This window comes from Psychrosphaera sp. 1_MG-2023, assembly GCF_030548245.1.
Taxonomy (GTDB): domain Bacteria; phylum Pseudomonadota; class Gammaproteobacteria; order Enterobacterales; family Alteromonadaceae; genus Psychrosphaera; species Psychrosphaera algicola.
Map to the genome: position 1 here is coordinate 239,005 of NZ_JAUORW010000007.1, position 24,072 is coordinate 263,076.

The following is a 24,072-nucleotide window of genomic DNA, read 5'->3' on the forward strand; positions in this document are numbered from 1 at the left end:
ACAATCAGTCCAGTCACCCAATAGAAGCAGATAGCTGAATGAAAATAATAAAAGCACAAAGTCCGGCCGGTTTTGCAGAAGAATACATTGTTGACTCAATTTGGAACAATCGATTTCCTCCAGGGTCTATTTTACCAGCGGAGCGCGAATTATCAGAATTGATTGGCGTGACACGCACTACATTACGTGAAGTTCTCCAAAGACTAGCTAGAGATGGCTGGCTTACAATTCAACATGGTAAACCAACTAAGGTTAATAACTTTTGGGAAACCTGTGGCGTCAATATTCTATCAACGCTTGCTAAGCTTGATATTGATAGTGCAGCAGATTTAATTGACCAACTGTTGTCTGCTAGAACAAATTTAAGTGCAATTTATATTCGAGCTGCGATTAAAAACAATCCTGAGAAAGTTATCGAATTAGCACAAAAAGCCCAGACTGTATCAGACCACCCGCAAGAATTTGCGGATATGGATTATTATCTTAATCACGAATTAGCCCATGCGTCAGGTAATGCCATTTATGTCTTAGTTCTAAATGGATTTAGAGGGTTTTGGTCAAAAATTGCCGGCTACTATTTTTCTACAGATGAAGCCCGCGTACTTGCCAAAAACTACTATAAAGAACTTGAAATGTTTGCAAAAGAAGGCAAACACGATGAAGCAATTTACTTAATTAGAAAGTATGGTATTGACTCAGGTAAAGTATGGAAAGAAGTTCGTGCTTCATTTCCTACAGACCTTATTGAATAAATCCACATTGGATCATCAAAACCCGCACTAGCGGGTTTTTTTATGTCTAATAAATACGAATATAATCGGTGACGCAATCCCCTTGCGTAGGCCGCGTGTCTAAATTAAACTCTGTGTATGCCACAATTAGAGCTTTTCCACATCCCCAGCCCATGCATCGGCGTTTGTCAAAATGGCACAAACGGCTTTTGCAAAGGGTGTTTTCGTAACCGCGATGAACGATATCAGTGGATGCAGCTTAGTGATGAAGGAAAACGTCACGTTATTAAGTTATGTAAATCTCGAAAAATTCGCTGGATTAAAAAGCAGATTGAAATTCGCCAGCAACAAATTCCCGTTACGGTTGATCCAACCCCTGATTTATTTGGTGATTAGTCACTAATAGCAACTTGCTTAGACAATTGGCTCAGAACTTAATTTTCTAAATTCAATGTAAAAAAAAGAGTATTAAACTTATGTTTAATACTCTTTTTTTTATGAGCTTTATTTAGTTGAGTTTGATGTTAAGACTCAACAAAAGCCGTACGGATTGTTCCGGTTTTCATATCCAATGGCACTTCAGTAAAACCTACCGCATATTTACCAATATTGAGTTCCATTGCAAATTCATCGCAATTATCTTTACGCGGACACGCTTCGCAGTCTTTTAAAACTTTTTCAGGAAGAGATTCTTTTGCTGTTGGGACAAAACCTTGTTTGCCAAAAAACTCTGGTACACGGGTTAGAACGATTACTTTATTTAATCGGATCGCCTGAGCATGACGCAATATTCGGCTAATTAGTCGTTGACCAATACGTTTGCCCTGTGCTTTTGGCGTAATACCTACAGAACGGATCTCTGCAAGACCAGTTTGATAGATGTACAAACTCGCACAACCAATAATTTTTGGTTCATCTGGATTTGAAAGATCTTCTGCGACAACAAAATCTTGAATATCATGAATGATACTGTCTTTTGTTCGTGGCAGAGTATCCCCAGCTTCCGTCCAAACGGCAACAATGTCATGAATTTCGTTAACGTCAGTCATTCGTGCGTCACGGATCACAACTTTATCAGCTTGAGTGATTTGTGTTTGCCAGAAGTCAACTGCATTACGAACTTGATTAACCGCAGTACCGCCGGTGACGTTACGCTGATTAATCGCGTTGAGCGGATCAAGCCAAGGGTATAAATCATCGGCAATTAAGTCGCTAAATTGTTGATATTGCTCGATACTCAAAGCTTCTAGCGTACAGTTTTGTTCAATACAAAAACGAACAGCTTCGCCAACAACGTCATGCGCGTCTCTAAACGGCATGCCTTTAGATACCAAGTAATCGGCTAGTTCAGTGGCGTTACAGAAGCCTTTTAATACAGCTTTGTACATATTGTCTTTATTAACTTTAATGTTAATTAAACATTGGTTTGCCATAACTAAACAGTTTTGCCAGGTTGTTAATGCATCAAATAAACAAGGTTTGTCTTCTTGCATGTCTTTGTTGTAAGCCAGTGGCAAAGATTTAAGTAAAAAGGCGATGTTATTTAATGCCCCTAATACTCGGCCTGTTTTACCACGAACAAGTTCCCAACCATCTGGGTTCTTCTTCTGAGGCATCAAAGATGATCCTGTTGTAACGGCATCACCGAAGCTTAAAAATGCTGCTTCCTGAGTATTATAGAAGATGCAATCTTCTGCCATACGGGACAGGTGGATCATGCTTAAACTTGCCGCACTGATCAATTCAAAAACAAAATCACGGTCTGAAACGGCGTCTAAACTGTTTAATGTTGGCGCATTAAAACCGAGGTTTTGAGCCAATGATTCACGATTAATTGGATAGGCTGTTCCGGCGAGAGCACCTGAGCCTAATGGTGAGAAATTCAGACGATATAAAGCGTCACGTAAACGGCTTAGGTCACGCGAAAACATTTCTACGTAGGCCATACACCAGTGACCGAAACTAATTGGCTGGGCACGCTGTAGATGCGTGTAACCTGGCATAATAGTATCAGTATGATCATTCGCAATCGTAATTAATGTTTGCTGAATGTCTTTTAAGTTGTCTTGCAGCATTTCACCTGTGGTTTTACACCACAAACGCAAATCTGTACTGACTTGGTCGTTACGACTGCGACCGGTATGTAATTTTTTGCCTAACTGACCGACCTTTTCAATTAAGTTTCGTTCAACCCAACTATGAATATCTTCATCGGTATCATCAGTGATTTTTTTCTGGCCTGACCTTACTTCATTCAGTAATTCATCAAGCGCAGCTTTGAGGTCTGTTAATTCAGCTTCTGAAATAACACCTGCTTCACAAATGGCTGTCGCCCATGCTTTTGAGCCGACAATGTCCTGCTCAACTAACTGATAATCAAATGGCAGAGAGTCATTAAATTGCTTAAAAAAGGGATCTAAATCCTCAGTAAATCTGCCGCCCCATAAACTCATACATTACTCCGAAGATTGGGAAACTAATTTTATATTAAACTAGGCTTACAATAACAAAGCAATATGACAGTGAAATTAACCCTGTCATATCGCTTTCATCTAAATTACTTTTGGTTGTTTTTGGTCATCGCTTTAATACGGCTAGACAAGCTATATAAACGAATAAACCCTTCAGCATGTTTTTGATCATAAACATCATCCGCGCCAAATGTCGCGAAGTCTTCTGAATATAAACTGTTTGGAGAACGACGTTTAACGACTGACGCTGTTCCTTTATACAATTTAACCACGACGTCACCGGTGACGTCTTGCGCTAATGAAGTTGCGCCGGCAAGGATAGCTTCACGAAGCGGTGTAAACCAACGTCCATCATAAAGAAGGTGCGAAAATTCATGGCCAAGTGACTCACGGTATTTAAGCGTTTCTTTGTCTAGAATTAACGTTTCTAGGCCTTTATATGCTTTGAATAAGATTGTGCCACCAGGCGTTTCGTAACAACCACGTGACTTCATACCAACTAAACGGTTCTCAACGATATCGATACGACCAACGCCATGTTCTGCACCTAAGTCGTTTAGCACTGTAATTGCATCAACGCCTGAATATGCAGTGCCATTAACTTTTGTTAGCTCGCCATTTTCAAAACTTAACTCAACATATTCTGCTTTGTCAGGTGCTTGTTCTGGCGATTTTGTCCAAGTCCAAACGCCGTCTGTTGGCTCCTGCCATGGATCTTCTAACTCACCACCTTCGTGAGAAATATGCCAAAGATTAGCGTCACGGCTATAAATTTTAGTAACACTTGCCGTGGTAGGTACATTTTTTTCAACAAGATAAGCCAACAAATCTTCACGGCTTTCCATGTCCCATTCACGCCATGGCGCAATGATTTCTAGTTGAGGTGCTAACGCAGCTACTGTGCTTTCGAAACGAACTTGGTCGTTACCTTTACCAGTGCAACCGTGTGCAATCGCGTCTGCACCTAATTTAAGGGCAAGTTCAACCTGAGCTTTCGCGATCACTGGGCGAGCAAGTGATGTCCCTAGTAAGTATTCACTCTCGTAAATAGCGCCAGTTTTTAAAGTTGGGAAAATAATATCGTTAACAAATTCGTCACGTAGGTCGATTACGTGGCATTCACTTGCACCTGATGCAATGGCTTTTGCTTCGATGCCTTCAAGTTCTTCATCGCCTTGACCAACATTTGCTGCAAATGCAATGACTTCAACTTCACCGTTTTCACCTTCGTAGTTTTCTTTTAACCAAGGAATAATCGCTGAAGTGTCTAGTCCACCTGAGTAGGCCAATACGATTTTGTTTACTTTTTTGTTTTGCTTAATAGCCATGTTAAATATCTCTTTATTTCAAATTTTGTTAGCTCTTAACTAAGAACTGATTTCTATTTTACAATTAGTGTATGCAACAATGCGTTTTGTGCCCACATTCTGTTCTCAGCTTGTCTCATTATTATCGACTGGCTAGAATCTAAAACGTCTGCTGTCACTTCTTCATCACGGTGAGCAGGTTGGCAATGCATAAAATACTGTGCGCCAAGTTTTGCCATTAATTCAGACGTTACTTGGTACGGTTGGAATACATCGATAATATCTTCTAACGTTTTGTCGTCGCCCATTGATACCCAAGTATCGGCGTAAATTGCATCGACTTTTTCTATCGCATTTAAGTCAGAAGTTACCGTAATAGTTGCGCCATTTTGAGCGGCAATCTTCTGCGCTTGCGAAACGATTTCGGCATCAACGGTATAACCTTCAGGGCATATCGCCACCAAATTAACGCCAAGTTGTGCGCCGGTCAACATCAGTGAATGTGTTACATTATTACCGTCACCGATATAAGCCAAGGTTAAGCCTTTAAGTTCACCAAATAATTCATGCAAGCTCATGTAATCCGCTAAAGCCTGGCATGGGTGATATAGGTTGCACAACGAATTGACAACAGGAACAGATGCCGCTTGTTGCAACTGAACCAAAGTGTTGTGGTCCATTACGCGTGCAACGATTGCATCACACCAACAAGACAAATTAGCACCGAAGTCAGCAACATCTTCGCGTTTGCCCATCGCACCGTTTTGTTGGTCTAGATAAACGGCGTGACCGCCCATTTTGTGAACGCCCACGTCAAAACTGACACGAGTTCTTAATGATGGTTTTTCGTATATAGTTGCAACAGACTTGCCTTTTAGGGCATCACCGTATTTTTCCGGTGTTTTTTTCATGTCGATTGCAAGGGCGATTACGTCTGCTGCTTGTTCTGCTGTTAGGTCTAAGTCACCTAATACTGATTGTACTTTATTGCTCATAATGATTACCTGAATTCTAAATTTGGATCTGAGTGCCTAGGGTGATTTCACCGGCCTCTGAAATTTCTTTGAGTGCAGAAGAGTCCTGCCAACTTCCAATATTTACAGGTCGTCGTAAACTTAGAGCGGCTTGATGGGCAGCGTTAACTTTCACTACCATGCCGTCACTAATTACTCCTTGAATTATCAGCTTGTCGAGTTCTTCTCGATTTAATGTTGCAAATTTTTGTTTGTTTTGGTCTAGCACGCCCGGGACATTAGACAATAAACATAAATCACCATTAACCACTTGTGCGGCGGCAACAGCAGCGTCGTCGGCATTAATATTTAAGCTGTCGCCACTGTCGTTACATCCTATTGAATTTAATACGATAAGGTGACCACTATTTAATAGTGTTGTGAACGTCTCGTTGCTTTTAGCTTCTACTTTTCCAACTGCACCAAGTTTTTTGTCTTTTACTGTCGCTGTAAATGAATCGCCATCGGCAAGGCTTAACGCAACCGCATTAAGGCCATTCTTTTTACATGCGGCTAGTAACTGCTGACTGGCAATACCTGCTAATGCGCCAATCACATACGGAAGGTGAGTTAATGGAGTCGCGCGAACACCGTCAACTTTTTCCGTTGATAAATTGGTTGCTGCCATTACGTCTTCAACCTGCGGACCGCCGCCATGAACAATGATCACTGGGCGGCTTTTTTGGATGATTTTGACTTGCGTTAAAAATTCATCCAAAGCCAATTGATTAGTAAGTGCTTCACCACCAATTTTTAATACTAAAGGTGTCATTAGTTACCACCTACCTGATTTAAAAGTCCAGTTTCCTGCGGCAATTCCATCAAAATATTAGCACATTGTATGCCTTGGGAAGCCGCGCCTTTTAACACGTTGTCTATTGCACTAACGACAATCAGGTCATTGCCTTTTTTCTGCCAGTAAAGGTCGCAAAACGGTGTGTATGCCACATCCTTAATCGTCGGAATTGTATCTCTTAATCTAACTAAAGGTTGGTCGTCATAGGCATTTGAAAACGCGTTATTTATATCATCATTAGTCACGTCGTCTTTTAACTGCACCGTAATCGTAGCTAAAATACCACGTTCAAAATTAGCGACATGTGGCGTGAATATAACTTCTCTACCAACACCTTGTTCGATTTCAGGCATATGACGATGAACAAACAAGTTATAAGGTTTTAAGCTCAATTCGCAAAAGCTGGTGCCAAGATTGGCTTTTCTGCCGGCACCACTTACACCGCTAATTGCATTGATTACGGGTTTGCAGGTGTCAGTTAATAACTGATTTGTCGTCAATGGCAATAAACCAAGCTGCGATGCTGTCGGGTAACACCCTGGCAATGAAATGAGGTTTTTACCGATTAAGGCTTTTGCATTCCATTCAACAAGCCCATAGGGAATTGCTGGGAGTTGTTCGCTGAATTTGTGTTCAAAGCCATAATACTCAGGATATAAAGCTTTATCCTGCAGGCGGAAGCCACCAGATAAATCCAATACGATTACATTTTCACTCGTGAGTGATGTTGCGATGTCGTGACTAAATTCGTGTGGTGTCGCTAAGAAAACAAATGCTTTAGTGTGTTTGTTTAATTCTGTGAGATGAGTTGCAATTGATTCATCGGTACCTGCAACTAAAACGTGATCGATAATACCAGTATACTGAGGATACAAAGAAGACAAGGTTTTACCTGAATCAGCACTATTAGCAGACACAAAAAGTGAATGAAGTTCAAGTGCAGGATGACCGTTTATCATGCGCGCTAATTCAACGCCAGCATAGCCGCTAGCGCCAAAAACAAGGCAAGGTATTGTAGATTTGTTTTTCGTCATAATATTACAAATTAGGTATTTTACTCTAAAGGCGCAATCATCACAGAAACATTAATAAATATCAATCATAAATATGCTAAAAAAGTGAATAAGTACGCATTGTGGGTGTTTTTTCACAACGCATCTTCTAAATCGGGTAATTCGTTTTTAAAGGTCTTTGGTTTGTACTGCTCAAGTGGTTCATTAATTGCCCATGACGTTACTTTTCCTTGATCAAACTCAATGTTAATCCATTGCAGTAGTGTCATGATATTTGCTGACGAGTAATAGCCTGAACGAGTCGTGGTTTGGCCATCCATACCAATGGTATTGGTATTTATCAATTGGACGAGCGTAACAAGACTATGAGAATTGATATCGCCGGTTATATTTTTGTGCTCTAAAGAAGTTGCAATGCCAACATTGACCGCGGCAGCCAGAGCGGTGCCACATGTGTCTGATGACAAAGCGCAAGTCAGCGCTAGCAATGAAATTAGCGAACCAGAGAGAATATTCAGGTCTGTAAGTCGTTGGTCTAACCTAATCTGCTGCTCAATGAATACCGTAAAATGGCAAATACCAGATGCATAACATTCCCGCTCTAATTCTGGAAACAAGGCGTTAACTTGATATGTAGTCATACCAACCTTTAAGTGGCTTAATGACTTTTGATAGATTTTTGTTATGTCTGGAATATCTTCAACTTTGCTTACTACGATAATGCTTTTAGGAGTATTGGCGCATGAAACCAATGCCAAGCAGAGGATGATAAGTGAAAATAAATACAGTGAATTACGTGACATATGATTTTTATAAATTAGGATTATGATCGAATTAATTACTAATACCGTACTCAAGGTACAATGTAAATCGATGTATATGCCACGCGACTAATTATGGGAAGAAATCGTGAATAAAAGTGTAGTAGGAAGAAGCATTAAACTAGCGGTGTTTGGAACAACAATCTGTTTGTCTTGGGCACTAAGTGCAGAAGAAGCAGAAACGGAAGTTGTCGAAGAAGTTGAAAAGATTCGGGTCATTGGCTCTAAAGATTCAGGTTTAGAGCTAAGTTCAGAAAAAATATTAAAAGTACCAGGCGCTGGTAATGATCCCATAAGAGCAGTAGAAAGCTTACCTGGAGTTGTGTTGGCGAATGGGTTTGCCCCCGCCGTTAGAGGCAGTTCACCGTTTGATATGTATTATCAATCGGACGATGTGCCTATTGGTAATGTTTTCCATAATGACAGTGTGAGTACATTCCATCCTAATTTAATTAAAAGCTTCGAGTTAAAAACAGGGGCGTGGGAGTCTGATTTTGCTGACGCTATTGGTGGTGTTATCGACACCAAGTTGCGTGAACCAGGCATGACGGATTTTACCGCGACGGTGGACTTAAGTTTTCTTCGCACGGGTATTTTGGTTGAAAGTCGTCTGTCAGACAAGTCCGCATTTTATTTTGCCTATCGTCAAAGTTTAATTCATCTTTATATCGAAAATTTTTTGGATGACGAGGATTTTCAGTTCACGCAAGCCCCAATTAATAACGATTACCAGTTTAAATATCTTTATAATGTCGACGGCAACAATAAGCTTGTCGTTCAGGCGACAGGCTCAAATGACGAAGTCGGGATTTTGTTTGCTGATGAGTCAAAAGAAGTTAAACAAAACCCAGACTTAGTTGGTGGCATTGGCGTTGAACAGTTCTACCATAACCAATCTGTTATCTGGACTAATTATTCTGACTACGGTGAAACTAAGTTTATTGTTAACCGCCTTGAACGTAACGGAGACTTAGCCATTGGCCAGATAGTTAATCTCGACGCGGTAACCATAGATTATCTAGCGAAGGTCATTAATAACCAATCTGTCGAGTACGGGGAGTTAACCATTGGTGGTGAGCTTCGATCACAATCCGTGGACTATTCGGTATCTGGTAAGTTACAGCCTTGTAACCCGGAGTTTGAAGTGTGTCCGCCAAGCTATTATGCCGATTCGGTACTCGAAGTAGCCAAGATAGACGTTAATTTTGTTAATTTATTTGCCGACTACGATTGGGATATTGCAGAAGATTGGGTACTTAAACTCGGTGCTGCCGCAAGTACTAACGACTATACAAACGAAACCTTTGTTGAACCGAGATTAGCGGTTCGATATCAGCTAAATAACGATTATCGAATGAAACTCGCTTATGGTGAACATCACCAGTGGTTCCGTGAATATAAATATCTTTCCCAAACCTTTGGTTCTCCAGATCTAAAACTGGCTAAAGCAAAACATTATGTTTTTGGTATCGAGCATGAAGGTGAATCTGACTGGGCGTGGAGTTTAGAAACCTATTACAAAAAAATGGATGACTTAATTGTCAGTAATCCACAATACCAAGTTAACGAATACGGCGACCCGACAGAAGGTGGCGACGGCAACAATTATGTTAATGAAGGACAGGGCGATGCTTATGGTATTGAATTCCTACTAAATAAAGCTATTTCCGCTAAATGGTATGGCTGGTTAAGTGTTGCGTACAGTAAAACCGAACGTAACAACAATATAACGAATGAGAGTTTTCGGTATGTCTATGATTTACCTTGGATAGTCAACATGGTTGGGAACTATGAAATCAATAACGAATGGCAACTTGGGTTGCGCTGGCGTTTCCAAAGTGGTTCCTTGTATACCCCTATAAACGGTGCAACGCCCGTTTATCCGTTAGATGAAAATGGTCAACCGGATGAAAGCCAAGAACCGATATTCTACGATCCAAATGAAGGCGACTTTAATTCAGAACGCTTAGAAGCGTTTCATCGTTTAGATATTAGACTTGATTACGAAACTAAGATGTTTGGTAACGACACCAATATTTATTTTGAAGTTTTAAACCTATATGGGCAAAAAAGCCTGTCGGGATATGACTATAACGAAGATTACACAGAACGGGAGCCCGAGTATCAATTTCCAGAAATTCCTATCCCGTCCTTTGGTATTCAAATGGTCTTTTAGGTTAAGTTAGAAAAAAGAGCTTTAGACGTAAAAAAGACAATAAACAACCGGGGCGTTTTTATGGGTAATAAAAAATTTACAGAAGTTATCTATATGGGAACGTTTTGATCGAATTGCAGACATTGAGCTAGCCTACCTTGTTTAGTAGTATTATGTTGAAATTTTATAATGACTCTTTATTTATAGGGATTTGGAATAACAAATGATGAGAACTGTTTTATTGTTTTGTACTTTAATAATTACCACTTCAGTAAATGCAAGTATGCCATCCTATTTCAATGAAGATATCAATAACGAGTACAAAGAACTGCTTAGGCATGCGGACAACATGCTCCCTAAGACGGACAAACAACTCGCATATCTCCCTTCGTTCTTTCCGTTTAGTTTGTTAGATATTCGCCCAACAAAATTGGTTAATAATGACGACTTGCAAGCCTTTGCAAATTTTAATTTTGGCGTATTAGGAAGTCGGTTCTTGAATTTCAATCAGAAGCAACTTTCCAATTTGCCTAGTATTTCAATATGCAAAAAGTCAAAATGTAAACAACAAAGAATTGAGCTTATTAAGCAGTTTTTAGCAGGTTCAAAGAGTGAAATTCAAATGTTGAGACAAAATAAAAATCTGTATATTGTCCAACAAACAGAGCTACATGTATTTCGTATCAATAATACGTTTTATAGTCCTGCTGGGCTAATTACCTACTATCCATCTAAACAAGCCGGTTTTGTCCCGTCTGGTGACTTTAAACTTTCCAAACTAGATGAAGCTCCCAATATGTTGACGTTATCGGAGGCTACTTACGCTCTTAGAGAACAAATGGCTAAGTATAACGTTGCTGCAATCACCAAGGTAAATAAAGAGAGCCTTAACATCATTTTTGGTGGGATTGCCGATAACCACTGGGGGATTGTAATTAACCATAATTCAACGATTCCAACTTCTGGCGATTATAGCCATATCGGTTTGAAATACGATGTTGTTCAAAAAGTTTCAGACAACAGCTTTTACTATCAGACTAACTAAAAGTGGTTATTTCGCTTCTCAGTCGACTAATAGAGGTCCCCAAAATCGTAGGGACGACTCTGGTTTGACGTTTTATTTTACTATTTGCAGCGTTTGCTCGTTGTTAATTTGGGCAAATTCGCCCAGCTAGTGCTTGTGGGAAATTTCTTTCTAACGCTAGATTTTCTGCTCGTTCACTAATTTCCAATTCCGTTAAGTGGTTGCTAATAGAAACGACGCTGTTGAATGCAGTGTTGCTCGGCAACAACCCTTGCTCAATCAAATTATTGATAATGGTATGTGCCGCGGGTAATGCGGAAGACGCCTTAACAATCTCACATCTCGCATATTTATTTTGTTGAAAAGAGACGTCGGCTACCCGTAACGTCGGATCAACTCCAGGTATTTGTTGTGCGCCGAACATGGGAGGGCCGCCGACCGATGCGTCGCCAAAATTTGGAATAAACCCAGCCACTTTACCAATTGCTTTAATGGTTCGGTTATTAATGATTTTCGGATCCCATTGGCTGTTTATTTTTGTTAAATATTTAGTTGGCAGTTGAGGCTGCGCGCTGCCTGATTTTGATGAAACAATGCCGTCTTTAAATAAGGTAACTTCAGGGGTCATTGCATGTATTTGAAAATAACCATTAGGGTATGGCGTTAATTGTGTCATGCCATGTTTGGTCCCTCTAGCACCATAAAAAATAATCTCAGGCCAATTATTCTGATGACTAGACCAATGACTAATATAGGCCGCTTTAAATTCCACCATACGTTTTGGTAGCAGGCCAACCATGTCGTCGATGGTACCAGTTTGAAAACCGCAGGCATTTATTAGGTAGTCGACTTCAAAGGGCTGTTTTTTTCCTTCGCGTTCTGCTTCGATTACCCACTTATTCTTAGCGTTATCTTGAGTAACAGAGGTGACTTTAGTATTTGTCAGTAGTTGACAGTTTTTGCTCTTTTCAAGCGCTAAACTTGTAATTGCCGCGAGTCGGAATACGCTGATCCCGTATTCTTGGACCAATATTAACGGAAACTTCAATTGTGTTAAATCGACGTTTTTGGCAAAGGCGATCATCCATTGCTCAGGTGTTTCGGGTTGGTTTGGTGTCGGTAACTGAGCCAGGTTTTCGATTTCTTGACGTTCAAACAAGGTAAAATATTGCGAGGCTGGGCCCAAAACTTGGTTTTCTGGATCCGTGTTTATTAACTTCGCATATTCAGTCTGGAGCTTCTTTAGCCGCGTAATGACATCATTGGGGTGACCTTGGTCGTGAATAGGTACTGAAACAATCGTTGGTCTATAGTCAATTGCATCGCGATAAAGTCTTACTGTACTTATCGATTGTTTTAACAACTCGATACATTGCTGATCTGAAATTTCTCGATATAGATTACCACCGGCGTGCAGGTGACACATTGGTGGCCCGTTGACTAAACTCGTTTCTTTTTCGAATAGTACAACATTTGCACCTTGCTTACTCAACTGCAATGCGATGGTTGCGCCCCCGACACCACCGCCAATGATACCAATGCGGATATTTGATTGTTTAGTATTTTGATCCAAAACGATTAGCTATTATTTGAATTTAGATTACGATTGATGAAAACGCCGTGGTACTTCATTAACGAGCAACGACTGTTGTAGGTTCTAAAGAACCAAGGATATCTGCAAAACTCTCCAATACTAGGCTTGCTCCGTGCGTGTTTATGTCTTCACCATGGTTATAACCATAGGTTAAACCGATGCTTTCCATATTAGCGGCAGTCGCGGCAAAAATGTCATTTTTGGAATCCCCAATCATTAAACACTTTGACGGCGAGACAGATAGCTTGTCACAAACGTATTCTAACTGCATTGGATCTGGTTTTCGTTTAGGCAAACTGTCGCCACCAACCACTATTTCAAATAGGTTGTTTAAGCCTAGCTTTTCAAGGATTGGACGAACAAATTGTTCAGGCTTGTTGGTGACAATCATTAACCGGTAACCGCTACTGTAAAGGCTTTCTAAAGTCGCCTTAACGTGGGGGTAAACACTGGTGTCTACACAAACATTTTTTTCATAGAAGTCTAAAAATATAGTAAGGGCCTTTGTAACAAATGAAGGATCAAGTTCTGGGTTTATTTCAATATTTCCAGATAAGGCTCTTTTGGTTAAAACCTCTGCACCGTTACCCACCCAGCTGCGGATCACCTCGGTAGAAAACGCAGACATGTTCAATGCTTTTAACATCTGATTAATGCTAAGTGCCAAATCAGGTACGCTGTCAATTAACGTCCCGTCCAAATCAAATATCAGCACTTCTTTATTTGTAAATTTCAACGTCAAATTCCAATGTTTTCTCACATAATAATGTGATGTATTCTATCTTTTATCTAGGTGGGTTTCTACGCTTTAACTCTGACAAAGAGGAGCTGTGGGGTCAGAGTTGGTGAAAATTAGCGCCATTTTAAAACGAACAATAAAATTCACTAGGACTTGGTTTGATATACGAAGAATTGCTCCGCTTTCTATTGTCAAGTTAATAGCCTATTGTCAAGTTAATAGCCTATTGGCAAGTTAATAGCCTATTGGCAAGTTAATATCAATGCTAACTAATTAAACTTGCCATAGAATTGAGACTATATTTTGTTCGTTTTACCCACTATCGGTCTATATTAAGCGATGTCCTAAGGAAGCAATTGCTCAATTTTTTTGGCAACAGTTGTTAACGATTCCTGACCTGTTAGACAAATGTCCGCTTGGTCTTTTTGCGCGACAATATATTGTTTATAACCTGGGATAACGGTTTCTTTAAACTGTCTTTCGACACATTCTTCGGTCCGGCCACGTTCAACTATATCTCGACGTTTTCGGCGTTCTAAACAGGTTTCGATGGCGATATCCAAGTAAAATTTGAGGTCGTAACTTTGCGCTAACTCGTCATTGCAAATCGGTAAAATGCCTTCAATTATGCAGATATCTAAAGGTTCAATTACGTCAGTTGTCTGACATCGGGTATGCACAGTAAAGTCATAATTAGGCTTATAAACGTGTTTGCCGGATTTTATTTGCTCAAGTTGAGTCGCCAGTAAAGGTAAATCAAATGCCGCTGGCTGGTCGTAATTTGTACGCTCACGTTCAACCATTGGTAGGTCGTCTTGCGCATTATAATAATCATCCATGCTGATGATATCGACGTTGTATTTTGAACCCAATTGGCTTTTTAGTTTTTCTGCTAAAGTTGTTTTACCAGAACCCGAAGCGCCGGTTATCGCGATAAGAATGGTCATTATCAGCGTTTCCCCTGCTTGATCTCGTCAATCTGACTTGGTGTTAAATCGGTAAAGTCTAGGGTTCTTTTTGGTTTGGCCGTTAGGTAAAGCCCAACTGCAAAAATTAAAAGAATACCGGCGATAATAGGCCAGTCTATATAAAAAAGGTAGCCACTAAGGACTGCTGCAAAAATCGCGGTAATAACAGGCATGTGTTCGGTTCTGCTCTAATCTGTTTTTTCTTTAAATTCACAAAGATCTTCAATTATACAGGCACCACATTTAGGTCTGCGAGCCGTGCAAACGTATCGACCATGTAAAATAAACCAATGGTGAACGTCAACTTTGAATTCTTTAGGAACAAATTTAATAAGTTTTTTCTCAACTTCTACCACGTCTTTCCCAGGGGCAAAACGGGTTCGGTTGGATAATCTAAAAATATGGGTGTCTACAGCAATTGTAGGCCAACCAAATGCGGTATTTAGTACCACATTTGCCGTTTTCCGACCTACACCAGGCAAAGCTTCGAGTGCTTCGCGGTTTTCTGGTATTTGTGAATTGTGTTGTTCAACCAAAATTCGACACGTTTTAATGGTGTTTTCAGCTTTTGAATTAAATAAGCCAATTGTTTTAATGTGTTGTTTTACACCATCGACTCCAAGTTTCAACATTTCGTCTGGGGTTCTAGCAATTGGAAATAATTTCGCCGTTGCTTTGTTAACACTTACATCAGTGGCTTGGGCCGACAATAATACGGCAATAAGTAGCTCAAAGGGTGAAGTAAAATCCAATTCGGTTGTCGGGTTCGGATCATTAGCGCGCAACCGAGTGAGGATTTCGTAACGTTTTTCTTTATTCATAACGTATCTTTTTACTAATTAACGTGAGTAACACGGGCGCGTGTAACTGACTTTTTCGGTTTCGAACTTGCTTGACGTTGAGCGATTTTGTTATCGATGTAGTTTTTTCCAGCGATAATAAATCCCATACCGATAAAGGCGCCTGGCGGTAAAATCGCGAGTAAGAACGCTTGGTCTACTTTAAATACTTCTATTTTTAGTGCTTTTGCCCAATCCCCCAGTAAAAGGTGAGCACCGTCAAATAATGTACCTTGGCCTAGTACTTCACGGATCGCGCCTAAAAAGACTAAGACGATAGCGAACCCAAGCCCCATCATTAAGCCATCTAGAGCTGCTTCTTTTGGAGGGTTTTTAGAAGCAAACGCTTCCGCTCGTCCTATAATCGCGCAATTGGTAACGATTAAAGGAATGAAAATACCAAGTGATAAATATAACTCATAGGTATACGCGTTCATAAGCAACTGCACAATGGTGACAAAAGACGCAATGATCATAATGAATACTGAGATTCGGATTTCTTTTGTAACCCAGTTTTTGACAAGGGATACTGTTAGATTTGAGACAACCAAAACCAGTAATGTTGCCAAACCTAAACCCAACGCATTTGTGACACTATTAGTAACCGCGAGCAAAGGACACAAGCCAAGCAATTGCACTAACGCCGGGTTATTTTTCCATAACCCTTGGAAGGTAATACTGCGCCAGTCAAATGAGCTAGCCTGGGGTTGGTCATTATCGACTAAATCATCGATAGGGTCAGCGACATTGCTGTCATTACTCATCACTATTTTCCTTAGCTGTTAAGGACTGGTTTTGTTTATTTGACGAAGCCAAACAGTCGTTGGGTGAGGCAAATATGTTATCGAAATTTTGTTGAGCTTGAAAAACGGACTGTCTTAGTTGCTTAACTATAGCCCGCGGGGTAATTGTTGCCCCAGTGAACTGGTCAAATCGACCACCATCTTTTTTCACATTCCACTTGTCATCATCTTCACTGCGAACTGACTTTTGGTTAAAGCTTAAGATCCAGTCAGATTTAGCAAGTTCGATTTTGTCTCCAAGACCAGGCGTTTCTTGATGCGTTAACGTTCGTGTACCTTGAACGACACCGTTATTATCAATAGCGACTAACAACTCAATTAACCCGTTGTAACCTTGTTCTGTGCGAGTTTGGAAAACGGTGGCGTAAGGTTGGCCATTTAATGTGGCGCGATAAAACGTTTGTGGCAAATCACTGCCTGTTATCTTAGGTACGCTTAATTTAGTGCAATTTAACAGAGGATTATTGTCAAATTTTGCAGGATCTAACAACTCGTTTAGACTGTTTAGCACGGCTATCTGCTTTTGCTGCTCAATAAGCGGCGCTGTCCACATATGAGTAAGCGACACTGCAAGCGTACAAACTGTTGCAAAACTTGTCAGTAATAGGGCGTTTTGTTTTGTTTTAAGAAACGCTAATTTGTTTTTCATGATTTAGCTTCCCGACGACGTTTGTGGCCGTATGTCACCGGTTTAGTGTAGTGGTCAATTAATGGCACACACATATTTGCCAATAACACAGCAAATGCAATGCCATCAGGGTAACCGCCCCAAATTCGAATAATGTAAATCATAACGCCGATAAAGCAGCCATATACAATACGACCTTGATTTGTTGTCGACGCAGATACGGGATCAGTTGCGATAAAAAACGCCGCAAACATCGTTGCGCCGGATAGCAGACTAAAACTTAGTGGGTAAGTTTGATCGGGCGCAATAGTAATTCCTAACAAAGCACAAACCCCTAAACTACCGATAACAGCAACTGGGATATGCCATCGAATAATTCCCAGTTTTAACAATGCAAGGCCACCGAGCAAAAAGGCTAGGTTTACTTCCAGCCATCCGGTACCGCCGTATTCACCATATAAAGGGGAATTAAGTATTTCGGTAGTTGTGTAATTTAAAATTTGTTCTGTTTTAAAATGGTCTAACGGTGTCGCCATCGTAATGCCATCCACTGACATTTTTAACTGCGTTAAATTGTAACCATCATAAGTAAAGCCGGTAAATACTGCTAAAAACGCATCACCAAAAGCCATCGGGTGTTGCAATAATTCTGTTGGTGGTAACCAATTTGTCATTGCTACTGGGAATGAAATTAATAACACGACATAACCTGCCATCGCAGGGTTAAATAAATTAAATCCCATTCCGCCATACAACTGTTTGACTACGATTATCGCAAATACAGTACCTATTACGGCAATCCACCAAGGCGCTAATGGCGGGATACTCAGTGCCAATAGCAAGCCGGTTAACATTGCAGAACCGTCGGATAACGTTCGACGAATTGGTTTTTCTCGCAAACTTAACACCACCGCTTCGGCAATAAGAGCGGTGCTAATACACAAAATAGCTTGAATTAGGCTACCCCAACCAAAAAAATAAATTTGTGCTGCTAGGCCTGGTAACGTTGCATAGGCAACAATCCGCATCATCTGATTTGTTGTAAACCCTAAATTTCCATGTGGGGAACTAACAAACATATTAGTGAGTAAACTCAAGAGTTGTTGCTCCCGTTGTCTGTGTCATTATTGGCATTTTTTTTTGCTTTGGCCTTAGCTATTGCCGCAGCAACCTTATCTTTTCGAATTTGTTCAGGTGTTTGACTCAAATCGTCTGCAACGTTTAAATCAGGTGTTTCTTTATCACTAGTATTGGTTGAATTTTCGCTTTCAGTTGCTTGCTTTTTGGCTTTGGCTTTGGCTTTAGCTACTGCCGCAGCAACTTTGGCTTTTCTTTCATCATCAGCTGAGCGTTTTTTATCTTCATTAGATATTTTGGCATTTGCTTTATCGACGAAGTCTAACGTTGGCTCTTGATTAGGCCCATCGGCAGCCGCATTTTGTTTTTTTGCCTTTGCCTTAGCAACAGCAGCCGCGACTTTGGCTTTTCGTTCTTCCGCAGCTGTTAATGTCTTGTCAACTTGCGCTTCGCTGACGGGCTTGTCAGCAGCGTCTGTGTGACCTTTATGGTCGGTCTCGTTTTTAAGTTCAGCGTCATTTTTGACATTTTCTTGCTCTTCTTTGGCAAGCTTTTTCGCTTTGGCGCGAGCGACAGCTGCGGCAACACGATCTTTATTAGGGTTTGTCGTTGGTGCCGTATCCGTTGCTTTTAGCGATGTTTCTAGGGATGCTTCTGGCGTTGAATCGGCTGAGTTATCAACAGATACCTTACTTGATTTTAACTTTTTGGCTTTCGCGCGGGCTATTGCTGCTGCAACTTTATCCTGAGGTGTATCACTCGCTGCTAAATCATCAGTATTTTCAGATGTTGCTTTTTTGGCTTTTGCTCGAGCAAGGGCCGCTGCAATTTTATCTTTTGCACTACCGTCTTGAGCCAATGCTTTTTTGCGTTTTTCAGCGGATTCTTTATGCCTTAATAATCGAGCTTGCTTGTCTCGCTCTAGTCGCTCTTGACGAACTTCAAATCTGCGTTTCGCTTTTTCAGCTTTGAGCTTTTCTTCTTCAGCCTGACGAATATCAGATTTTGCAATTCGATAATATTGCACCAAAGGAATTTGTGATGGACAGACATAGGCACAAGCACCGCATTCGATGCAATCAAACAAGTCGTATTCTTTAAGCTTTTCGTGTTCATCAGCTTTCGCAAACCATTGTAATTGCTGAGGCAATAATTCGGCAGGGCAAGCGTCAGCACATTGACCACACCGGATGCAGTTTTGCTCAACACCACGCTCTGGTAAATGAAAGTTACTAGGGGCCAAAATACAGTTAGTGCTCTTCACAACCGGCATCATGTCGTCGACAATATTAAAGCCCATCATAGGTCCACCCATTATCAATCGAGGTGTTTTTTCTGGAGAATAACCGACGTTTTGCAGTAATGTTTTAATTGGTGTCCCTAAAGGTACCCATAGATTTTGTGGATTTTTCACCCGTTCGCCAGTTACTGTTACTACTCGAGAAACCAAGGCTTCGCCATCGATTGTTGCTCGTTTTACAGCAAAACTGGTTCCGACATTTTGCATCACAATACCAATGTCTGCCGGGATACCGCCAGAAGGAACTTGCAGACCCGTGATAAGTTCAACTAACTGCTTTTCACCGCCAGAAGGGTATTTGGTGGGAACAATTCGTAGTTCAATATCAGCAACGTCAGCTAACACTTTTTCAATTGAAGCAATCGCTTCTGTTTTATTATCTTCAATTGCAATTACGCAGAGTTTAGCTGCAATTAAATGCTGGATGATTTGTGCACCCTGGACAATTTCATTGGCGTGATAACGCATTAAAACGTCGTCGGCTGTGATGTAAGGTTCACATTCAACGCCATTCAAAATGAGCAGGTCAATATTTTTATGGGGAGATAATTTGACGTAGGTCGGAAAACTCGCGCCACCAAGTCCACTAACTCCAGCGGCTTGTATATGCTTTACCACTGTATCTCGGTCGAGTTCTTGCCAATTTAACAGCGGGTTTTTATTTACCCAAAGATCTTTGCCATCGGCTTCAAGGACAATAGTTAATACGGTTTTACCAGACGGATGTGCGTCTACGTGGTCAATGATATCTGAAATGACACCAGAAGTTGGTGCGTGCACTGGTAACGAAAGGCCTTCACCAGGACTCGTTAATGCCTGACCTTTTAATACGGATTCACCCTTAGTTACTAATAGGCTCCCGGCGACACCAATATGTTGTTGGATAGGGATATATAAAGTATGAGTGGTAAAATTGCCAATCTCAGTTTGGTTTGACAACGACTTTCGCTCAGGTGGATTTATGCCACCGGGAAATTCCCAGATCTTGCCGAGTTTAACTTGTTCAATAAGGGTGAGTTCAGATTGCACTATTTACCTACCGACTACGCTACGGTTTTTGTTGGGATCACAAGCGAGTCCCATTTCCAATTTGCTGCTCCAGTATGAAGCGGTACCATGTCGATACAGTCGACAGGGCAAGGCTCTACGCACAAATCACAGCCAGTACATTCGTCAACAATAACGGTGTGCATAACTTTTGACGCTCCGACAATGGCATCGACTGGGCAAGCTTGAATACACTTAGTACAACCAATACATTCATCTTCTCGAATGTAGGCGACTTTTTTAACATCTTCTTCGCCATGTGCGGCGTCCAACGAGACGGCTTCGACTCCCATTAGGTCTGCGATTAGTTTAATCGTCGCGTCGCCACCAGGAGGGCACTTATTTATGTCATCGCCATTGGCAATGGCTTCGGCATAAGGTTTACAGCCCGGATAGCCACATTGTCCGCACTGAGTCTGAGGCAATAGCTGGTCGAGCTGTTCAACTAATGGATCACTTTTAACTTTAAATCGAACCGACGCATAGCCTAAAATAGCACCAAAAATTAATGCCATTAAAACCAGAGCAGACAAGGCATAAAATACACTAATCATTATATTTTAACTAACCCCGTAAATCCTAAAAATGCCAGAGACATCAAGCCCGCAGTGACCATTGCGATAGCGGAGCCTTTAAATACTTGCGGAACGTCGGCAAAAGCTAAACGTTCACGCATTGACGCAAACAAGACGAGAACAATTGAGAAACCAACTGCTGCGCCAAAGCCATATACAATAGATTCTAAAAATCCATGGTGCGCATTTACATTGAGAAGGGCAACACCTAATACAGCGCAGTTCGTTGTGATCAGAGGTAAAAATATACCTAATAAACGGTAAAGCTTAGGACTTGTTTTGTTAACGACCATTTCAGTAAATTGCACGACAACAGCGATAACTAAAATAAAGGCGATGGTTCTTAAGTACTCTAGGCCGATCGGCATAAGAATATAGTGATTTAATAAGTAGGAAAACATCGATGCCAAGGTCAATACAAACGTTGTCGCCATTGCCATGCCTATGGCCGTTTCTAATTTACTAGAAACCCCCATAAATGGACAAAGGCCCAAAAACTTTACCAAGACAAAGTTATTAACCAGAACTGTACTAACGAGAAGTAAAAAATATTCAGACATTGATCAGTTTACCGTAAAAATTCACTCGACATTATCCGGTTTTAACGACCTTTTAACAACAGTTGAATCGGTTGGTTATTGGAATATTTTGTTGAAACAACTCAAAAAAGCTAAATTTTTGATGAACTATAGGGATAAAGCCATTTACTACAGGTAAAGTCAGTGATGTAAAAATTATTATAGGATCCGCATTAGGGTTTCAAAACGACAATGAATTTGAGCGGCAGACCTGTCTGTTCGTTAGAATACGACGGGTTTATGCTTGGGATGTGATTTTGTCAAAGCCTTACTGTTGTTCAATAATAACAGTAAGGCCGAATGACCTATAACGGTCCAGGTTTACCTAAATAATAGCCCTGACAACCGTCAACAAACAATTTCTCTAATACGTGTTTTTCTTCTTGAGTTTCAACACACTCAGCCAGTACGTTTACACCGATACGATGCGATAAATCGACGATCATACGAATAAAGTACTGATTGTTCTTTTCATCTTCAATGTTGCGAGTGTAACTGCCATCAAGTTTGATGAAATCAGGTTTAAGTTCTTGGAAAAACTTAAAGGATGTAATACCTACGCCAAACTTCTCAACCGTTACCCGAGCACCGGCACGATGGATCATGTTGATGAAACGACGACTTGAATTAATATTTTGTTGCAAGCCAAACTCACTCACTTCAAATACTAATTTTGTCGCTATTGACGCTTCTTTTAATAATTTTCTTTCCAACCAAATCATAAACTGGTCATTGTGAACTGAGGCCGGCGTTACATTGATCCCAAAAAATTGGTCAGTAATGCTCTTCGTTTTAATCAGCTCTAGGACTTTTTCAACTATGAGTTGGTCAATCTCAACCACGCGGTTCAATTTTTCGGCCATAGCTAAAAATGACGCTGTCGGCAACACTTGCGCATCGTCTGATTTAAATCGAGATAAAACTTCAGAATAGGCTTTTGTTCCGCGATTTGCCGCTTTAATTGGTTGGAACAGCAAAGTGACATTGCCATTGCTAATGACATCATCAATAACAGCACGCCAATTTTGGTTACCAAATGTGGTTGCTGATGTTTGACCGAGGTTGTTGTCTTTATGCACATGCCAAGCATTTACGTGTTTGGTTTGCGCTAAACTAATTGCGGTATCGGCAGATGCCAGTAACTCGCCCAAAGGTTTACCATGACCATAAGTAACAATGCCCATGCTGCCAACAGCTGATAATTCAGAAATTCGCATATATTCGTTCAATCGAGAGTGAATATTTTGCGCCATAGTGTCTGCTTCTTTTGCCGTAATATTTGGCAAAATCATGCCAAAGTCTGAACCATTTAAACGGTAGAGTTTGGCGTTAGAGTATGTACCAACCACGCTGACCAGAATATCTGAGATGCCCTTAACGTATTTATCACCCGACTGATAACCTTTAGATTGGTTAATATGCTGCAATTCCGTCGCACGCAATAAAAGTAAGACGCCAAATTGATTATGTTTGTCTGGCTGGCCAATTTCTTGTTCAAACTCTTCAACAAATCGTGTGCGGTTTGGCAAGTTCGTCAGGCTATCTTTATATGCTTCTGTTTTTAATTCAGATGCAGAGTTTTCAAATTCGACTAATTGATTTTCAAAAAAGGCTTTTAATTTTGCCGTTGATTTTTCAATTAATTTAAATTGTTTAGGTAACTCCTGTAGCTCTACTTCAGATTTGTCAGTCATGACACTTTCAATATTTTTAGCGCAGTCTTGCGCAACTTGTCTAAAAATTTGACCCATTGAAATTCGAAACAGCAAAAAGCTAATTAAGACAATGATGAGTGGCGTTGAAATAGCGACGATAAGCGCAGAGAGGGCAGGGGTTAATATGTCGTCATAAGAAGAGTGGAAGTCTATTAACAACGAACCTTCAGGGCTTGCTAAGGTTTTTGGTGTGGTGTGCAAATCGGCTTCTTTCAAAATACTGGTCAACACAGGCATGTCTTCTTGGGCTTTATTAAAGCTATAAAGCACATGACCTTCACGATCTTTGATCGTTAAATATTCAAACTCAATTGATGCTTTTAACTGTTTGGACAGCAATTTAGGTTCATCAATTAAATTACCAATAGAAAATTGTTGGATCAATTCTTTATGATACTGCTGTTCGCTATGTATTAATGTAGAAATTGTAAAGAGGCCTGCGCCGGCAACAGCTACACCTATTAAAAGTCCTGTTAATAATTGAATTAAAAGCAGATTTCTCAGCTTATTCATATTTGCTCCCTCAAACAGCACGGGTATTTGCATTTGATTTTAAATGCAGTGGAAATAATAAGCACTTATTTAAACAGAAAAGGTCAGTTAAATAAACAATTTAGAGTGAATAGCGGACAGTTTGTTTGTTAACAAATATTGCGATGGCTTAAGGGAATCGTGATTTTAGCCAAAAGAAGTGGCTCCCCCTCCCCGACTCGAACGGGGGACCTGCGGATTAACAGTCCGTCGCTCTAACCAACTGAGCTAAGGGGGAACTATAAAACGGTATATATTGTAAATGATATTTTGAAGTGGCTCCCCCTCCCCGACTCGAACGGGGGACCTGCGGATTAACAGTCCGTCGCTCTAACCAACTGAGCTAA

The 24,072-nt window shown here is 40.6% G+C and carries 22 protein-coding genes and 1 tRNA gene; 4 read left to right on the forward strand and 19 right to left on the reverse strand.

The window, feature by feature from the left end; all coding sequences use genetic code 11:
- The first annotated feature begins 38 nt into the window (after window positions 1-38).
- Window positions 39-752, forward strand: a complete 714-nt coding sequence (fadR, locus tag Q4575_RS08975; protein ID WP_215965086.1) for a fatty acid metabolism transcriptional regulator FadR — start codon at window positions 39-41, stop codon at window positions 750-752.
- 117 nt (window positions 753-869) lie between these two features.
- Window positions 870-1,127 carry a DUF1289 domain-containing protein gene (locus Q4575_RS08980; RefSeq protein ID WP_215965085.1) on the forward strand — a complete coding sequence of 86 codons (258 nt, stop codon included), beginning with the start codon at window positions 870-872 and terminating at the stop codon, window positions 1,125-1,127.
- Between the two features lie 128 nt (window positions 1,128-1,255).
- On the opposite strand, the gene argH is transcribed toward Q4575_RS08980, so the two are convergent.
- The 6 genes from argH to Q4575_RS09010 all read right to left on the reverse strand — a co-directional run bounded on the left by argH (window position 1,256) and on the right by Q4575_RS09010 (window position 8,134).
- On the reverse strand, window positions 1,256-3,184 hold the full coding sequence (gene argH / locus Q4575_RS08985) for an argininosuccinate lyase (RefSeq protein ID WP_303522475.1): 1,929 nt from the start codon (window positions 3,182-3,184) through the stop codon (window positions 1,256-1,258).
- Between the two features lie 104 nt (window positions 3,185-3,288).
- Window positions 3,289-4,530, reverse strand: a complete 1,242-nt coding sequence (locus Q4575_RS08990) for an argininosuccinate synthase (RefSeq protein WP_303522477.1) — start codon at window positions 4,528-4,530, stop codon at window positions 3,289-3,291.
- Between the two features lie 53 nt (window positions 4,531-4,583).
- Entirely contained in the window at window positions 4,584-5,504 is a 921-nt protein-coding gene (locus Q4575_RS08995) for an ornithine carbamoyltransferase (RefSeq protein ID WP_215965082.1), read from the reverse strand.
- Between the two features lie 16 nt (window positions 5,505-5,520).
- Window positions 5,521-6,294 (reverse strand): acetylglutamate kinase, encoded by a 774-nt coding sequence (gene argB / locus Q4575_RS09000; protein ID WP_215965081.1) that lies wholly within the window; start codon window positions 6,292-6,294, stop codon window positions 5,521-5,523.
- Entirely contained in the window at window positions 6,294-7,352 is a 1,059-nt protein-coding gene (gene argC / locus Q4575_RS09005) for an N-acetyl-gamma-glutamyl-phosphate reductase (protein WP_303522479.1), read from the reverse strand. The genes argB and argC overlap by 1 nt, the downstream gene beginning before the upstream one ends.
- A gap of 113 nt (window positions 7,353-7,465) precedes the next feature.
- Complete coding sequence (locus Q4575_RS09010; RefSeq protein ID WP_303522481.1) at window positions 7,466-8,134, reverse strand: hypothetical protein; 669 nt, start codon at window positions 8,132-8,134, stop codon at window positions 7,466-7,468.
- A gap of 106 nt (window positions 8,135-8,240) precedes the next feature.
- On the opposite strand from Q4575_RS09010, the gene Q4575_RS09015 reads away from it, so the two are divergent.
- Complete coding sequence (locus tag Q4575_RS09015; RefSeq protein ID WP_215965078.1) at window positions 8,241-10,328, forward strand: TonB-dependent siderophore receptor; 2,088 nt, start codon at window positions 8,241-8,243, stop codon at window positions 10,326-10,328.
- Window positions 10,329-10,530: 202 nt separating this feature from the next.
- Window positions 10,531-11,352, forward strand: a complete 822-nt coding sequence (locus tag Q4575_RS09020; RefSeq protein ID WP_252736644.1) for a hypothetical protein — start codon at window positions 10,531-10,533, stop codon at window positions 11,350-11,352.
- Window positions 11,353-11,455: 103 nt separating this feature from the next.
- Here Q4575_RS09020 and Q4575_RS09025 read toward each other — a convergent pair whose 3' ends face one another.
- The 13 genes from Q4575_RS09025 to Q4575_RS09085 all read right to left on the reverse strand — a co-directional run bounded on the left by Q4575_RS09025 (window position 11,456) and on the right by Q4575_RS09085 (window position 23,963).
- Window positions 11,456-12,904: an FAD-dependent oxidoreductase gene (locus Q4575_RS09025; protein WP_303522484.1), complete on the reverse strand. Its 1,449-nt coding sequence runs from the start codon at window positions 12,902-12,904 to the stop codon at window positions 11,456-11,458.
- A 58-nt stretch (window positions 12,905-12,962) separates the two neighbouring features.
- Window positions 12,963-13,661 (reverse strand): phosphoglycolate phosphatase, encoded by a 699-nt coding sequence (locus tag Q4575_RS09030; protein ID WP_303522486.1) that lies wholly within the window; start codon window positions 13,659-13,661, stop codon window positions 12,963-12,965.
- 347 nt (window positions 13,662-14,008) lie between these two features.
- Window positions 14,009-14,611: a uridine kinase gene (gene udk, locus Q4575_RS09035; RefSeq protein ID WP_215965076.1), complete on the reverse strand. Its 603-nt coding sequence runs from the start codon at window positions 14,609-14,611 to the stop codon at window positions 14,009-14,011.
- 2 nt (window positions 14,612-14,613) lie between these two features.
- Window positions 14,614-14,805, reverse strand: a complete 192-nt coding sequence (locus tag Q4575_RS09040) for a hypothetical protein (protein ID WP_272181974.1) — start codon at window positions 14,803-14,805, stop codon at window positions 14,614-14,616.
- 15 nt (window positions 14,806-14,820) lie between these two features.
- Window positions 14,821-15,453 (reverse strand): endonuclease III, encoded by a 633-nt coding sequence (gene nth / locus Q4575_RS09045; RefSeq protein ID WP_215965075.1) that lies wholly within the window; start codon window positions 15,451-15,453, stop codon window positions 14,821-14,823.
- Between the two features lie 14 nt (window positions 15,454-15,467).
- Window positions 15,468-16,235, reverse strand: a complete 768-nt coding sequence (locus Q4575_RS09050) for an electron transport complex subunit E (RefSeq protein ID WP_215965074.1) — start codon at window positions 16,233-16,235, stop codon at window positions 15,468-15,470.
- Window positions 16,228-16,923: an electron transport complex subunit RsxG gene (gene rsxG / locus Q4575_RS09055; RefSeq protein WP_215965073.1), complete on the reverse strand. Its 696-nt coding sequence runs from the start codon at window positions 16,921-16,923 to the stop codon at window positions 16,228-16,230. The genes Q4575_RS09050 and rsxG overlap by 8 nt, the downstream gene beginning before the upstream one ends.
- Entirely contained in the window at window positions 16,920-17,981 is a 1,062-nt protein-coding gene (gene rsxD, locus Q4575_RS09060) for an electron transport complex subunit RsxD (RefSeq protein WP_303522499.1), read from the reverse strand. The genes rsxG and rsxD overlap by 4 nt, the downstream gene beginning before the upstream one ends.
- Window positions 17,982-17,995: 14 nt before the next feature.
- Window positions 17,996-20,308, reverse strand: coding sequence for an electron transport complex subunit RsxC (rsxC, locus tag Q4575_RS09065; protein WP_303522489.1), 2,313 nt, complete (start codon window positions 20,306-20,308; stop codon window positions 17,996-17,998).
- Between the two features lie 14 nt (window positions 20,309-20,322).
- The gene (gene rsxB, locus Q4575_RS09070) at window positions 20,323-20,880 is read right to left on the reverse strand and encodes an electron transport complex subunit RsxB (RefSeq protein ID WP_303522491.1); all 558 of its coding nucleotides are present in this window, start codon (window positions 20,878-20,880) and stop codon (window positions 20,323-20,325) included.
- Complete coding sequence (rsxA, locus tag Q4575_RS09075) at window positions 20,880-21,461, reverse strand: electron transport complex subunit RsxA (protein ID WP_215965070.1); 582 nt, start codon at window positions 21,459-21,461, stop codon at window positions 20,880-20,882. The genes rsxB and rsxA overlap by 1 nt, the downstream gene beginning before the upstream one ends.
- A gap of 323 nt (window positions 21,462-21,784) precedes the next feature.
- On the reverse strand, window positions 21,785-23,707 hold the full coding sequence (locus Q4575_RS09080; protein ID WP_215965069.1) for an EAL domain-containing protein: 1,923 nt from the start codon (window positions 23,705-23,707) through the stop codon (window positions 21,785-21,787).
- A 179-nt stretch (window positions 23,708-23,886) separates the two neighbouring features.
- A tRNA-Asn gene (locus tag Q4575_RS09085) sits at window positions 23,887-23,963 on the reverse strand.
- Between the last annotated feature and the right edge of the window lie 109 nt (window positions 23,964-24,072).